Genomic DNA, 14,708 nt, shown 5'->3' on the forward strand with positions numbered 1-14,708 from the left:
CATGTGTATCTCATGTTTACTCTACCACATTTTTCCGAATTTTTCTACGATTTTGCCATTATTTCAGAAATTGCCCTTCCCCCGATTAGGGTCCTTCTGCCTAATAAATGGATTCCCGGAGTATCTTATGTATCTGGATTACCAGGGTAGGCAGGAAAGCGGCCGCCGCCAGGGTGGTAAGCTGGCTCAGGCTTAAGTCGGCTGCGGCAAACATGATTTGCAGACCCGGCACAAAGAGCACTGCTGCCAGCAGAACCACGCCCAGCTGGAACGCCATGACACTGTACAGGTTGCTTCCCAGCCCCAGACGTATGATGGAATGGCTGCTCCGGCAGTTGAATCCGTGGAACAGCCGGGCCAGGGTGAGAGTGGAAAATGCCATGGTACAGGCCCTTCCCGCACCGCCCTCATGAAGTCCGGTGGTATAGGCCCACATGGTGGCTGCCGCAATCAGGGCTCCCTGGACCAGGATATCCCGTATAAAGGAAGCAGTGAGGATGCCCTCCTTTGGATTTCTGGGCGGCTCCTTTAACAGCCCTTCCTCCGGGGGCTCCATTCCTATGGCTATGGCCGGCAGGGAGTCCGTTATAAGGTTGATGAACAGCAGATGCACCGGCTTAAAGGGCAGCGGCAGGGACAGCAGAGATGTATATAATACGCAGAAAATCCCTGCCATGTTTCCCGACAGGAGGAACTGGATGGAATTCTTTATGTTCCTGTATACATTCCTGCCATTGGAAACCGCCTTTATGATGGTGGCAAAGTTGTCGTCCGCCAATATCATGGATGCCGCATCCTTGGACACCTCGGTTCCCGTGAGGCCCATGGCCACGCCGATATCAGCCTTCTTAAGGGCCGGGGCGTCATTGACGCCGTCTCCGGTCATTGCCACGATGTGTCCCCGGTTCTGCCATGCCTTCACAATGCGTATCTTGTGCTCCGGCGACACCCTGGCATAGACTGAAATGTGCTCCAGGCTCCGGTTCAAAGCCTCCTCTTCCATGCTGTCCAGCTCAGCCCCTGTCACCGCCATGTTTCCCGGCGCAAAGATGCCGATCCGCTCTGCTATGGACATGGCAGTCACTTTGTGGTCCCCTGTAATCATCACAGGACGTATGCCGGCCTGCCTGGCACTGGCCACTGCCTGGCGTGATTCCGGCCTGGGCGGGTCCATCATGGCAGTGAGGCCCAGAAACACCAGATTATCCTCCAGCCTGCCTGACAGGGATGAGCGTTCCTGGCTGTTTCCTGCTTTCGTCCCGGCAAAGCCGGAATTACCGTGCTCCTTTCCTTCCTCATTTAAAGGACGGCATGCAAAGGCCAGGACCCGGAGTCCCCTGGCAGACCAGCGGCTGTTCTGGTCCAATATCCTCTGGCGGTCCGAGGACGACAAGGTCCGGCTGGGTATGGCTGCCTCTGTCCCCTGGTCGGCTGCCTCTGTCCTCTGGTCGGATGCTCCTGTCCTCTGACCGGCTGCCCCTGTCCTCTGACCGGCTGCCGGATTGGCCAGGCGGGTGCATTTCTTGAGCAGCACATCCACAGCCCCCTTGACAAAGACGATATCGCGGCCTTCTATCTCATTTATGGTAGTCATGAGCTTGCGGCGGGAGTCAAAGGGAATCTCCCCCTTTCTCGGACTCTGGAGCCGGACCTGTTCCGGGATAAGCCCCGCCTCCCTGGCCATGTTGAACAGCGCTGTCTCCATAGGGTCCCCATCCTGGCCGGAGGCGTTGTTATTAAGAACCGCAGCCATAAGCAGGAGCCTGACATCGTTCCTTCTTGTTTCATTTTCCAGCCATGACGGCTGCTGCTGCGTATGGTTGATATACACCTGCTCCACATCCATGCGGTTCTGGGTCAGAGTTCCTGTCTTATCAGAACAGATCACGGAGACGCATCCCAGGCTCTCCACCGCCTTCAGATCTTTTATGATAGCCTGTTCCCTGGCCATCTTCTGGGTGCCCATGGCCTGGACAATGGTGACGATGGAGCTCAGTGCCTCGGGTATGGCCGCCACGGCCAGAGCCACGGCAAACATCAGGGCATCCAGCACCGGTTCCCGGCGGTACAGGCTGAGCAAAAACACCAGGCCGCAGATGGCGATGATGGCAATGGCCAGATGGCCGGAGAACCGGTCCAGGCTCACCTGAAGCGGAGTCTTCTGTTCCTTGGTGCCGTTCATCAGGACGGCTATTTTTCCGATTTCCGTGTTCATTCCCGTGGCTGTAACCACTGCCACGGCGCGGCCTGAAGTCACCAGGGAGCCGGAAAATACCATGTTGGTCCTGTCGGCCAATGCCACGGTTCCCTCCCGTGCCTTCACCGCTCCGGTGTGTTTCTCCACCCCCAGGGATTCCCCTGTAAGGGAGCTCTCATTGACGGTCAGCCCGTACACTTCCAGCAGTCTTCCGTCCGCGGCCACCATATCGCCGGTCTCCAGAAGCAGTATATCCCCCGGCACCACCAGGGCGGACGGTATGGTCATGCTGCGTCCGTCCCGCAGGACCCTGGCTTCAGGCGAGGAAAGCCGTTTTAAGCTGTCCAGGGATTTCTCCGCCTTCTGGTGCTGTACAGTTCCCAGCACCGCATTTAGCAGCAGGACCGCAAATATGACCATGGCGCTCTCCGGATCCCCTGTGAGCATGGACACTGCGGCTGCCCCGATGAGGATGATGACCAAAAGGTCCTTGAACTGCGCAAGAAATACCTGCCACCACTGGAGCCGTCCGGCCTCCTCCAATACATTTTCCCCATATTCCTTAAGACGCTGCTCCGCTTCCCCGCTGTCAATTCCCTGCCTGCCGGAGTCCAGTCCGGCCAACACCTCTGCCTCCGGCTGTTCAAACCAATCTGCCATCTGTCTCTCCCCTCTTACCGAATTCATGGTTCTTATGGGCCTGCGCTAAACCGCACCTGTACCAATCGCACCTAAAAATGCTCCCGGAAGCGCATGCGCACGCTGGTTCCGGGAGCACTCCATAAGAGTACCCACTCTAAATCTATGAATTAGTAAGAATCATTATGACCGGCCGTACTCAGCCGGGGGGAGAAAGCTTTACAGCCTGTCCTTTAAAATCAGTCCCTGCTGCCGAAAATCATACCGAATGCCACCTTATAGCCTTCCTCCAGGGAATCTGTCTCCACATATTCTTCCCTGGTGTGGGCCCCTGCGCCACGGAAGCTTCCCACGCACACGCTTGGAATTCCCAAAGACAGAGGGATGTTGCAGTCCGTGGAACCGGCGTGGTGCTCCGGCGCCTGTCCGGTCATCTCCTCCACCACCCTGTGAGCCCAGTCTGTCAGGGCCTGTTTTTGTTCCGGGTCCACCTGCCCTTCGCAGGGTCTGACCCCGATGACCTTAAAGGATACATCCATCCCCTCTGCCTTTGCCCGGTCAAACACCTCCATGAACTGCCGTTCCATATATTCCAGGTTCTCCCTCCGGTCGGAACGGAACTCATACAGCATCTCGGCTTCCTGGGCAATGGTATTGACCGATGTCCCTCCTGATATCATGCCTACATTATAGGTAGTCTTTCCGCCCTCCGGCACCCGGATTCCATACAGCTTCCCCACCAGGGACGCCAGTCCCGCAATGGCATTATCATTTCCAAAGTCATCGTAGGAATGACCGCCCCGGGTGCGGACCCTTACCCGGAAACGCTTGGAACCAACCGCCCTGTCCACGATGCTGGAAAGAGAGCTGTCAAAGGTACAAAAGCGCTCTATCCTGTCACCGAAGTCCTCACAGATTTTCCGCACTCCCTTCAGGTTTCCCAGCCCTTCTTCCCCTGCATTGCACACCAACAGAAGTCCGGGGGCATCCTCCCTGCGGATTTCCCTCCACTGGGGGGAATCCACATGCTCGGCTATATATTTCCCCGCCAGCAAAAGACATACCAGACATGCTGTGTCGTCCCCCACGCCGGGACAATAGATACGTCCATCCTCCACCCTGAGGGGAAGTTCGCTCTCATCGGAAAACACCACATCCATATGGGCCATGAACACCTCCACCGGCCTGTCCTGCCTTACATCCGCCGGATACACCACATTAAGGGCCTGGTCAATATATACGTCTCTGGCGCCCTGGGCTTTAAGCCAGTCTGAACAGAATTCAGCCCGCCTCTCCTCATGATTTGAGGGCGCCGGTATCCTGGCCAGCTCCAGAAGAAGGCTGTAAGCCTCCTGCCTGTGGTTCTCTATATACCGTATCATTTCCTCTGACAGTATCATTTGCTTCCTCTTCCTTTCTTTCCCCTTTTCCTGCTGCCTTTCCCCTGGAAGCTTTCTTCTGTGCGGGAACCTCCTTTCCCATGAGAACCACGATGGTCCTTGCCATGATCATCATGGACTTCTGGTTCTCCAGAACCGGTTCACCGCCCCGGGGATACATGCCGTTCACCTGGTCCTCGTCCGTATTAAAGGCTGTATGCCACTTAAAATCCTTTGGCAGGTTGGGAAGGGCGAACTCATGAGGTTCCCAGTGCATGTTAAATGCAACGTAGAAGTAATCGTCCTCTCTTCCGTCCGGCTTCTTACCATATTTTCCGCAGTATAATATGCCCAGCTGGCGGAGGAAACGGTCAAACATGGGACACCAGGTCTTAAGGCCGTGGTAGGACACGTCCGGCAGACCCACGGAGCGGTAATCCATCAGAGCCGGCTCCTTCTCCATATGGAACACTGAGTGCTCCTTTCTGAATTGAATCACATGCTTTACAAATTCATGGATGCTGCTGTTGGAGTTTAACAGTCCCCAGTTAAGCCATGATATATCGTTGTCCTGGCAGTAGGAGTTGTTGTTTCCCTTCTTGGTACGGCCAAATTCGTCCCCCATCATGATCAGAGGGGTTCCCTGGCTCAAAAACAGCATGAGCAGGGCATTGCGTATCTGTTTCCTGCGCATCTGCATGATTCGTTTCTTTCTGCTGGGGCCTTCCACACCGCAGTTCCAGGACTGGTTGTAGTCTGTTCCGTCCCGGTTATCCTCCCCGTTGGCCTCATTGTGCTTTGTGTCATAGGATACCATGTCCATCAGGGTAAAGCCATTGGTATTGGCCATGTAGTTGATAACGCCCACCTGCTGCGGATTATGCCGGATGTGGTATACCAGGCGGTTAAGCTGGTCCTCGTCCCCCTTCAGAAAGCTGCGCATATCCATCATGAACCCGTCATTATATTCTGCCAGATGCTTTACCTGCCCCGGCTCCACACCGTCCCACCCGGGCGCGAACAGCTTCAGCCTGCTGAGGTAAGGGTCCTCTCCCAAAAGCTTCACTGGCGCATAGCCCACCAGGCGGACGCCGTCCACATGGTATTCCTGAGCCCAGAAACGGACCGCATCCAGCACATAGGAGGGCGCTTCCTTCCCGTCAAAGAACAATTCCAGGACCAGTTCCAGTCCTGCCCTGTGCAGGGCCTTCACCATATCCTTAAACTCCCGTTCTGGCTGCCTCACAGGTCCGCTGCTGTAGGCACACTTGGGCGCAAAATAATACCCCCTGGTATATCCCCAGTAATTCAGCTTTCCGTCCGGTTTTTCAGCTGCAAAGGGGCTTCCGTCCACACGCTCCGGGATGATTAACTCCTCAAACTCCACCGGGGGCATCATCTCCAGAGTGGTGATTCCCAGGTCCTTGAGATAGGGAATCTTATCCGCCACGCCCTTAAAGGTTCCCCGGCTGGCCCCTTCCACGCCAGACGAGACATGTTTGGTAAATCCCCTGGGATGGAGGTGGTAAATCACGCACTGGTCATAAGGGATGCATGGAAGGATGTCATCCTCCCAGTCGTACGCGCTCCCCTCTGTATCCACCGGTGTGCGCACCGGCTTGTCCAGACGCGCGAGGCTTCCCCAGCGCTCCATCCCCGTAAACTTCCTCCCGTAAGGGTCCGGCACCTGCTGTCCGTCCACCTCGTACACATACTCCAGACCGGAAAAATCTCCCAGCACAGTCATGCTCCACACATCTCCTGTTCTGGCATTTACCGGAAACACGATTCTCCCCTTGGGGCTTTTCGCACCTTTCCTATATAAAATAACGGCACAGGTCTCTCCCTTAGAGGAGAAAGAAAAATGCACCCCTCCAGAGACAGCAGTCGCTCCCATCGCATATATCCTTCCATCATTCCTGTCTATCCGGAATCCCTTCATCATCGCTGTTACCGCCTTTCCTAAGATAATCATTCCTTTATTATCAATAGCTCAAGTGGATTTTCTATTCTGAACTGTATAAACACGATATACATCCAGCGCTTCATTTTTTCCTCCAGCTGTGCTTCCTTGGCGGACTTTTCCTCCATCAGCTCATTGAGCCTGGTATAGTTGGTGGCAGATTTTCCAATCTCCTGTTCCAAATCCCCGATGGACTGTTCCAGATCTGCGATGTCTGCCTCAATGGTTTCCCATTTCCGCTGTTCCTTAAAGGAAAGCTTGCGCTTCTTTTCGGCTTCCGCCTGCTTCCAGTTATTCCGGTTCACAACGCGGGGCTCGTCCATAATCTCCATCCCTTCCCCGCAATCCCTTGTAAACGCTGGACTCAACGGTATACACAACTGGATTTTTTGTCCGTTTTCATATTCTTTATCCATTATAATGTAAACTCACAAATTTTTCCATCATTATGTTATGTTTAACGCAAATATTATTTCGCTTGTTCTCTGCCTCCAGTGCCTCCTTCTTCTGCCGGAGCAGCTCGATCTCGCTGTTCATCGCCATATCCAGAATATTTCTTCTTGGATCAGGCATCTCGACCTGTTGTTCCAACGCCCGGCTGATTTCTTTGCGGACAACTGGATTCTTATAAAAAAATCCCCTCGACAATCATTATTACAGAGCAGGCGCTGCCTGGGCAGTTGTCATTACGCTGATGCCGGACAGGTACAGGAAAAAATATGATGCCGCAGGCAGGAAATTTTTAGGAACTTGTAGACTTTTGAGAAAGTTTAATGTTAATATAGGCAAGGACGGATAAAACAAGGAAAGTGTCCTCGCGGCGCTGCTAAATTGGCGGCACACAGAATGAACTGGGAGGCTTATCATGCGAAAGTACAGAATGACAATGGTGGTCTGTTTCGGTCTGCTGGTTGCAGCAAGCGGCTGTGTATCCGGGAATTGCGGGACGGTTCCTGCGGAAACGGTGCGCGATGTACAGAATCAGGCGGCATATGAGGAGATGCTGTCCGAAGAAATGACCGACGAAGCTCTTAAAGTTGTGGAAGAATATGGAATGGGCAAGAGGAAACGGCAGCGCGCTGCTGCCATTTTACGGTCTTTATAATGTAAATGGCAGGCAGGGATTTTCCAGCCATGTAAAGCCAGACTGATACACCGTTTTTTCTCTGTCAGTCTGCGGCGGCGTTTCCGGTCAATGGGGAATGCCTCTCCGCCATTTCCTCTTAGGTAATCCTCCCGGAACAGACTTTCCATGATTCTATCACTGCTCTGCAATCTTCGCCGCCAATTCTTCGAGATACATCCACCGTTCCATCTTCTCCTCCAAGGCAGTTTCCAATTCTTCTTTATCAGCCATGAGTTGATTCAGCTTAACAAAATCATGAGCAGATGCCTCGATATCTTTATCCAATGCTACGATCCTCTCTTCCAAGTCTGCCATATCAGTTTCAATCGTCTCGTAGTCCTTTTGTTCTTTATAGGTAAACTTCAACTTCTGCGGTCCACGGGTACGCTGTCCTTTTTCAGCCGCAGGAGCATTCGTTTTTACTGCCGTTCCAGTCCTTGTTTCCTGTTCCGCACCTTCCTCAGCAGCTTTTCGGATTGCATAATCTGTATATCCACCTTCATACTGCCGCAGCTTGCCGCCTTCCTCAAAAGCAAAGATGCGTTTCATGGTACGATCTAAAAAATAGCGGTCATGGGAAATTGCAACTACAATTCCTTCATAACGATCCAAGTAGTCCTCTAAAATCGTCAAAGTTGCTATATCGAGATTATTACTAGGTTCATCAAGTAGGATCAGGTTAGGAGAGGAACTCAAGACTCTCAGTAAATTCAACCTTTTTTTCTCTCCGCCGGATAATTTCCCAATCGGGCTATACTGTTTCTCCGGTGGAAATAAAAACCGTTCCAACATAGCAGATGCCGACAATACTCCATCTGCAGTCTGAATATACTCTGCAGTGTCCTTCACATAATCAATGACCCGCTGCTCCGGATTCATATAAGAAAAATCAATGTCACTTTCCCGGCTGTCATCTTTTGGTTTTTCTGAAGCAATCTCTTGGGCATAATACCCCATCTTCACTGTCTGCCCGACAATTACCTGACCAGAATCCTGCGCGATAATTCCAGCAATAATCTTCATCAATGTAGATTTTCCGCAGCCGTTTGGACCTATAAATCCCACCCTGTCTCCTTTTAAGAAAATATAAGAGAAGTCATCAATCAGCTTTCTTTCACCATAACTTTTACAGATATGTTCCAATTCTACTGTCGTTTTTCCCAATCTTGTAGAAATGGAGCTTAACTCCACCTCCCTGTCCTGCACTGGAGCCTGCCTGTCCCTCAGTTCTTCATACCGCTGGATATGCGCCTTCTGTTTTGTAGAACGCGCCCTTGCCCCCCGGCGAATCCACTCTAACTCAACCCGCAGGATCGATTGGCGTTTACGTTCGCTTGCAGCCTCCATTTCCTCACGCTGTGTCTTTAACTCCAGAAAACCAGAATAATTCGTTTGATAACTGTATATGGAACCCTTGTCAATCTCCACAATCCGGTCGGTCACACTGTCCAAGAAATATCTGTCATGGGTTACCATAATCAGCGCTCCTCTCCACTTTTTCAGGTAATCCTCCAACCAATCCGCCATATCATTATCCAGATGGTTTGTCGGCTCATCTAACAGGAGGATATCCGCAGGCGATAATAATACAGAAATCAAAGCCAAACGCTTACGCTGGCCTCCCGAAAGCTGTCCTGCCGGTTGTTCAAAATCCCTGATTCCCAAACGTGTCATCATTGCCTTTGCATCACTCTCAATCGTCCATCTGTTCTCATCCGACACATTTCCAGACAGCACACACTCCAGGCTTGACATTTCCGGGTCGAATTCCGGGTGCTGCGGCAAATATCGGATCACTACATGATTAGCGATTGTAATCGTTCCTTCATCCGGCTCCTCCTTCCCAGCCAGCATTTTCAGGAGCGTCGTCTTTCCTGTTCCATTGATACCAATTACACCGACCTTCTCACCGTCCTGCAGAGAAAACGACGCATGTTCAAATAATTTGCGTTCTGTATACGCTTTTGTTATGTTCTCTATATTAATCAGATTCATCGACTATGCCTTTCTTTTTATCTTTCTATCCATTATACAATAAATTAAAAAAGCAGTCATCTACTTTGACCACCCTCTACCCTACGCTATTACATTTTTCTTTATTTCTGTGTATATAGTTCCTACTTACGCCTCTAATATCACGCTATACATGATACACACTCATTTAGAGGGCTGGAGTTTACATCCAGCAGTATCACACTGGGCGCCTCCATTAGGATTCGCAGCAGGTAAAGCCTCCGCCTCTCCCCGCCTGACAGGCTTGGGACTCTGCGAATTCCGGAATCTGGGACAGATAGCGTATGTAGAGGCTGCGGCCCCTTACCACGCTGCCGCTGTCCGCATCTTCCAGGCCCGCAACAATCTTAAGGAGAGTGGACTTGCCCGTACCGTTGATGCCAATCAGACCTATCTTCTCCCCCTTCTTATTCAATCACCAGCTCCACCGGACAATGGTCTGAACCCATGACCGTATTGTGGATGGACGCGCTTACCAGTCTGTCCTTAAGGCTTTCTGATACACAAAAATAGTCGATACGCCACCCTGCATTCTTGGCCCTGGCGCTGAAACGGTAGGACCACCAGGAGTATATCCCCTCCAGGTCCGGATAGAAATAGCGGAACGTGTCCACAAAGCCTGCTGCCAGAAGGTCTGTGAACTTTCCCCTCTCCTCATCGGTGAAGCCGGCATTTTTCCTGTTTGTCTTAGGATTCTTAAGGTCAATCTCCTTGTGGGCCACATTCAGATCCCCGCAGAATACCACCGGCTTGTTTTCTTCCAGTTTCTTAAGATATGCCAGGAAATCGTTCTCCCATTTAATCCTGTAATCCAGCCTTGCCAGGCCGTCCTGTGAATTGGGGGTATAGCAGGTTACCACATAATATTCAGGGAACTCTGCCGTAATCACGCGTCCCTCCGCATCGTGTTCCTCCATGCCGATGCCATAGGACACGGACAGGGGTTCCTCCTTTGTGAACATGGCTGTGCCGGAATATCCCTTTTTTTGGGCATAGTTCCAGTACTGGTGATAACCGGGCAGGTCCAGTTCAATCTGGCCCTCCTGAAGTTTACTTTCCTGTATACAAAATACATCTGCGTCCGCTTCCCTGAAAAAATCCAGGAAGCCCTTACCCACACAGGCCCTGAGGCCGTTTACATTCCACGAAATCAACTTTGTCATTTCTTTATGGCTCCTCTCCTGAACATGGTCCGGGAATAGGTTTCCCGGTATGTTCCTGTGTCATTTTTAAACGGCTGTCTACTCCGGATATACAAGCCTGGATTCCGGAAACTCGTCCACATGGTACAGTACATCCAGGTACTTCCCAGCCAGGAATCTGGCCATACCCAAATTCATATCCAGATAATTGCCGCAGTCCTTTGGTGATGCCCCAGGCACCTCCCCCTCAAAATCCCGGATGAACTCATACATCTCCACCATCAGGGGCAGGATATCCGCGGACTCGTAGTCCCCTGCCAGCAGCAGATAGAATCCGGTCCTGCACCCCATGGGGCCAAAATAAATGCACCTTTTGCCAAAGGTACCATGATTCCTTAAAAAGGTTGCCCCCAGATGCTCAATGGTATGCATTTCCGCGGTGTTCATCACCGGCTCCTCATTGGGCGAGGTCATCCGCAGGTCGAAGGTGGTCACAATTCCTCCTTCCACCTGGTCCTTCCTGGATACATAGATTCCAGGCTGCAGCTTATTATGGTCAATGGTAAAACTTGTAATCTTTTCCATGTCTGTTCTCCTCTCAATACGTTCCATAATATTCGTTCAGAATTTTGGCACATGCCTCTGCTTTTCTCAACCTTACATCCCCTTTCAGAACGACTGAAAAGGGGCAGGATTTATCCATCCTGCCGCCCTGTCACTGCCACTATATTAATCATCTGCCTCTTCACTCTCAGTCAGTGTGAAGGTAAATCTCTTACGTGCCATCTCGTCGCTTTCAAGGTACTCGTCGTAGGTGGTAATCTTATCAACCAGCCTGCCGTTGATGATTTCCATGATACGGTTTGCAGTGGTCTGCACAATCTGGTGGTCACGGGAGGAGAAAATCATCACGCCCGGGAACTTAATCATACCGCGGTTCAGAGCATCGATGGACTCCATGTCCAGGTGGTCCGTAGGCTCATCCAGCATCAGCACATTGGCCCCGGATATCATCATCTTGGACAGCATGCAGCGCACCTTCTCGCCTCCGGAAAGGACCTTCACCTTTTTCACGCCGTCCTCGCCGGCGAACAGCATACGACCCAGGAAACCGCGGACATAGGTTACGTCCTTCTCAGGGGAATACTGGGTCAGCCACTCTACGATGGTGTCGTCGTTGTCAAACTCGGCGCTGTTGTCCTTGGGGAAATAGGCCTGTGAGGTGGTAAGGCCCCACTTATAGCTTCCCTCATCCGGCTCCATCTCACCGGACAGAATCTTAAAGAGCACGGTCTTGGCCCGCTCATTTGGTCCTACCAGGGCAACCTTGTCCTCGCGGCCCAGGATGAAGGAGATATCGTCCAGTATCCTTTCGCCGTCAATGGTCTTGCTTAAGTGCTCCACGGTCAGGACCTCGTTGCCAATCTCGCGGAAAGGGCGGAAATCAATGTACGGATACTTGCGGCTGGAAGGACGGATGTCGTCCAGCTCAATCTTCTCAAGGGCGCGCTTACGGGAAGTGGCCTGCTTGGACTTGGAAGCATTGGCGGAGAAGCGCTGGATGAATTCCTGCAGCTCCTTAATCTTCTCTTCCTTCTTGCGGTTGGCTTCCTTCATCTGCTTGACAATCAGCTGGCTGGACTCTACCCAGAAATCGTAGTTTCCTGCGAACAGCTGGATTTTCCCATAGTCAATATCAGCTATCTGGGTGCAGACCTTATTCAGGAAATAACGGTCATGGGATACCACGATAACTGTGTTCTCAAAGTTAATCAAAAACTCCTCCAGCCACGCAATGGCATCCAGGTCCAGGTGGTTGGTAGGCTCATCCAGAAGCAGGATGTCCGGGTTGCCGAACAGGGCCTGGGCCAACAGTACCTTAACCTTCTGGGCGCCCAGAAGGGAGCCCATCTGAGCATAGTGCAGCTCCGGCTCAATACCAAGTCCGTTTAAAAGGCTTTCAGCATCTGACTCTGCCTCCCATCCGTTCATATTGGCGAATTCACCCTCTAACTCAGCGGCCTTGATGCCGTCCTCGTCCGTGAAGTCCTCCTTCATGTAGATGGCTTCCTTTTCCTTCATTATCTCATACAGTCTCTTATTGCCCATGATGACCGTATCCAGGACCGTGTACTGGTCATACTTAAAGTGGTCCTGCTGCAGGAAGGACAGCCTCTGTCCGGGGGTAATGATGACATCGCCGCTGGTAGGCTCCAACTGGCCTGACAGGATCTTAAGGAATGTGGACTTTCCGGCACCGTTTGCGCCGATGAGTCCATAGCAGTTGCCCTCGGTGAATTTAATATTCACATCCTCAAACAATGCCTTCTTGCCCACGCGAAGAGATATGTTGCTTGTACTAATCATGTTCGTTACCTTTCTCTTAATCTGTTCTGTTGTTATTTCTAGTAAAAGAGGGGTCATGTACGGCCCCTCTCACGCTGTTTACTCAATATCAGATTGTACAGGGAAAACACTTATTTTGCAAGGGTTTTTCGCAAAATTGTGGCGGCAGCCCGTCTATTTCGTTCCTTTGATCTCCACCGGATAGTTTACTCCCTGGGAATTCACATAGGTCACGGTCACCTTATCCCCGCTGTCGCCTGCCAGGGCCCCTTCCTCTATGGGGCAGTTATCCTTTAGAAAGCTTAACTCCTGGCCGTCGTCTGTCTTCATGGTAAAGCTGCTCATCGCGTTAGACGTGGTGGTGCCTTTCTCCGTAAGGATACTCCACTCCTCCTGTTCCGGAAGAGCCACCACCAGGGTCACGTCCTCCAGCTTGCCCAGGGGCTCCCCAATATATGCAATGGCTATCTGAACATCCTCCTCAATCTCCACCTCCACATCCCGGATGTCCGACTGACTGATATCATAGTCCTTGCCGTCGTCCGCCTGAAGGGTGAACACCGAGCCGTCCTCTGACACCTTTGTGACGGTTCCCTGAAGCATATGGTATACTTCCTTTGCCACAGCCGCCTGCTCCGTGGTCTCCGGCGCTTTGGTGGTCTCCTCAGTGGAAGCCTGGCTGGTAACTGTCTCTGATGTCTCCACTGCCGGTTTCCTGGCACAGCCGGTTCCCAGTACCATTGCCGCAGCCAGAACGGCAGCTGTTATAATTAATGAATGTCTCTTCATATTACGAATCCTCCCATCTTATATCAGATTACCTATGAAGCTTACCATCATATCCTGTTAATTTCAATAAAGATTCCCTTAATTTTTCCGGTATCATAACCAGTACCCCGGACAATCTCATGCCCAGAATCCCCGGCAGATGCCGAAGACACAGGAGTATGACAAGACGTCTGGCTGTGGACGACAGTTCCATGGCAGTTCCTTCCTTTTTTAAAAGTATACCCTGGACTTCCTTAGCCCAAACTTCCTTGGGAAAAACTTTCTTGTAACGCCAGTACCAGATGCTATAATTACCCCTTGCTACACCACTAAAGCTATAATAAAAAGAACCACATATCCGTGGTTCTTTCTGAGAGGCGACGACCGGAATCGGACCGGTGATAAGGGTGTTGCAGACCCGTGCCTTACCGCTTGGCTACGTCGCCATATTAACCTATAAATGACCCCAAGGGGATTCGGACCCCTGTTACCGCCGTGAAAGGGCGATGTCTTAACCGCTTGACCATGGGGCCTTGCATATATAAATTAAAAACTCCCCGAGTAGGACTTGAACCTACGACAGCGCGGTTAACAGCCGCGTGCTCTACCGACTGAGCTATCGAGGAATAGGTTGATGCTCTCCGATTCCTTATTATACATTATAATAAAAAATTCATCAAGTACCTTTTGAAGATATTATATGAAAAACCTGCATTATTTATGCAGGTAATACATACCTTCAAAACCGCATATTGAATTCCGATTGTTCCACAAACCTTTTCTTCCCTTAACCTTTTGGATAAGCCCTCGACCGATTAGTATTAGTCAGCTCCGTACATTACTGCACTTCCACCTCTAACCTATCTACCTCGTCGTCTTCAAGGGGTCTTACTCGCTTTCGCGATGGGATATCTCATCTTGAGGGGGGCTTCACGCTTAGATGCCTTCAGCGTTTATCCCGTCCAGACTTGGCTACCCTGCCATGGCCTTGGTAGGCCAACAGGTACACCAGCGGTCTGTCCATCCCGGTCCTCTCGTACTAAGGACAGCTCCTCTCAGATATCCTGCGCCCGCGCCGGATAGGGACCGAACTGTCTCACGACGTTCTGAACCCAGCTCGCGTACCGCTTTAATG

General features: G+C 51.5%; 12 protein-coding genes, 3 tRNA genes, 1 rRNA gene and 1 pseudogene. 1 reads left to right on the top strand and 16 read right to left on the bottom strand.

Translation table 11 applies throughout. From position 1 onward, the window contains the following. Nucleotides 1–100: 100 nt before the first annotated feature. The 5 genes from G614_RS0107980 to G614_RS32565 form a co-directional block, all read right to left on the bottom strand. Nucleotides 101–2,857, bottom strand: a complete 2,757-nt coding sequence (locus G614_RS0107980; RefSeq protein WP_027641553.1) for a cation-translocating P-type ATPase — start codon at nucleotides 2,855–2,857, stop codon at nucleotides 101–103. A gap of 218 nt (nucleotides 2,858–3,075) precedes the next feature. Further along, on the bottom strand, nucleotides 3,076–4,053 hold the full coding sequence (locus G614_RS0107985) for a M20/M25/M40 family metallo-hydrolase (protein WP_027641554.1): 978 nt from the start codon (nucleotides 4,051–4,053) through the stop codon (nucleotides 3,076–3,078). 79 nt (nucleotides 4,054–4,132) lie between these two features. Continuing rightward, nucleotides 4,133–6,160, bottom strand: coding sequence for an alpha-amylase (locus tag G614_RS0107990; RefSeq protein ID WP_027641555.1), 2,028 nt, complete (start codon nucleotides 6,158–6,160; stop codon nucleotides 4,133–4,135). 26 nt (nucleotides 6,161–6,186) lie between these two features. After that, entirely contained in the window at nucleotides 6,187–6,501 is a 315-nt protein-coding gene (locus G614_RS0107995; RefSeq protein ID WP_242828032.1) for an ABC transporter C-terminal domain-containing protein, read from the bottom strand. Nucleotides 6,502–6,586: 85 nt separating this feature from the next. Continuing rightward, nucleotides 6,587–6,826 (bottom strand): DUF6262 family protein, encoded by a 240-nt coding sequence (locus G614_RS32565; protein WP_080664492.1) that lies wholly within the window; start codon nucleotides 6,824–6,826, stop codon nucleotides 6,587–6,589. Nucleotides 6,827–7,043: 217 nt separating this feature from the next. Between G614_RS32565 and G614_RS0108005 the strand changes: the two genes are divergently transcribed. Continuing rightward, nucleotides 7,044–7,283 (top strand): hypothetical protein, encoded by a 240-nt coding sequence (locus tag G614_RS0108005; protein ID WP_027641557.1) that lies wholly within the window; start codon nucleotides 7,044–7,046, stop codon nucleotides 7,281–7,283. A 156-nt stretch (nucleotides 7,284–7,439) separates the two neighbouring features. On the opposite strand, the gene G614_RS0108010 is transcribed toward G614_RS0108005, so the two are convergent. The 11 genes and pseudogenes from G614_RS0108010 to G614_RS0108060 all read right to left on the bottom strand — a co-directional run. Continuing rightward, nucleotides 7,440–9,299 (bottom strand): ABC-F family ATP-binding cassette domain-containing protein, encoded by a 1,860-nt coding sequence (locus tag G614_RS0108010; RefSeq protein ID WP_027641558.1) that lies wholly within the window; start codon nucleotides 9,297–9,299, stop codon nucleotides 7,440–7,442. 140 nt (nucleotides 9,300–9,439) lie between these two features. After that, nucleotides 9,440–9,577, bottom strand: a complete 138-nt coding sequence (locus G614_RS35005) for an ATP-binding cassette domain-containing protein (RefSeq protein WP_420341524.1) — start codon at nucleotides 9,575–9,577, stop codon at nucleotides 9,440–9,442. After that, nucleotides 9,568–9,723, bottom strand: a pseudogene (locus G614_RS0108015) (ATP-binding cassette domain-containing protein); the annotation flags it as partial. The gene G614_RS35005 and the pseudogene G614_RS0108015, both read right to left, overlap by 10 nt. Before the next feature lies 1 nt (nucleotide 9,724). Continuing rightward, nucleotides 9,725–10,480: an exodeoxyribonuclease III gene (locus G614_RS0108020; protein WP_027641560.1), complete on the bottom strand. Its 756-nt coding sequence runs from the start codon at nucleotides 10,478–10,480 to the stop codon at nucleotides 9,725–9,727. Between the two features lie 78 nt (nucleotides 10,481–10,558). After that, complete coding sequence (locus tag G614_RS0108025) at nucleotides 10,559–11,044, bottom strand: S-ribosylhomocysteine lyase (protein WP_027641561.1); 486 nt, start codon at nucleotides 11,042–11,044, stop codon at nucleotides 10,559–10,561. Nucleotides 11,045–11,188: 144 nt separating this feature from the next. Continuing rightward, entirely contained in the window at nucleotides 11,189–12,826 is a 1,638-nt protein-coding gene (locus G614_RS0108030; protein WP_027641562.1) for an ABC-F family ATP-binding cassette domain-containing protein, read from the bottom strand. A gap of 153 nt (nucleotides 12,827–12,979) precedes the next feature. Continuing rightward, on the bottom strand, nucleotides 12,980–13,594 hold the full coding sequence (locus G614_RS0108035; protein WP_027641563.1) for a hypothetical protein: 615 nt from the start codon (nucleotides 13,592–13,594) through the stop codon (nucleotides 12,980–12,982). A 354-nt stretch (nucleotides 13,595–13,948) separates the two neighbouring features. Then, nucleotides 13,949–14,019 (bottom strand) — tRNA-Cys (locus G614_RS0108045). A gap of 15 nt (nucleotides 14,020–14,034) precedes the next feature. Then, a tRNA-Glu gene (locus tag G614_RS0108050) sits at nucleotides 14,035–14,106 on the bottom strand. Nucleotides 14,107–14,126: 20 nt separating this feature from the next. Further along, nucleotides 14,127–14,199, bottom strand: a tRNA-Asn gene (locus G614_RS0108055). A gap of 169 nt (nucleotides 14,200–14,368) precedes the next feature. After that, nucleotides 14,369–14,708: ribosomal RNA gene (locus tag G614_RS0108060) — 23S ribosomal RNA — on the bottom strand; the annotation flags it as partial.

Source organism: [Clostridium] clostridioforme AGR2157 (assembly GCF_000424325.1).
Classification (GTDB): domain Bacteria; phylum Bacillota; class Clostridia; order Lachnospirales; family Lachnospiraceae; genus Enterocloster; species Enterocloster clostridioformis_A.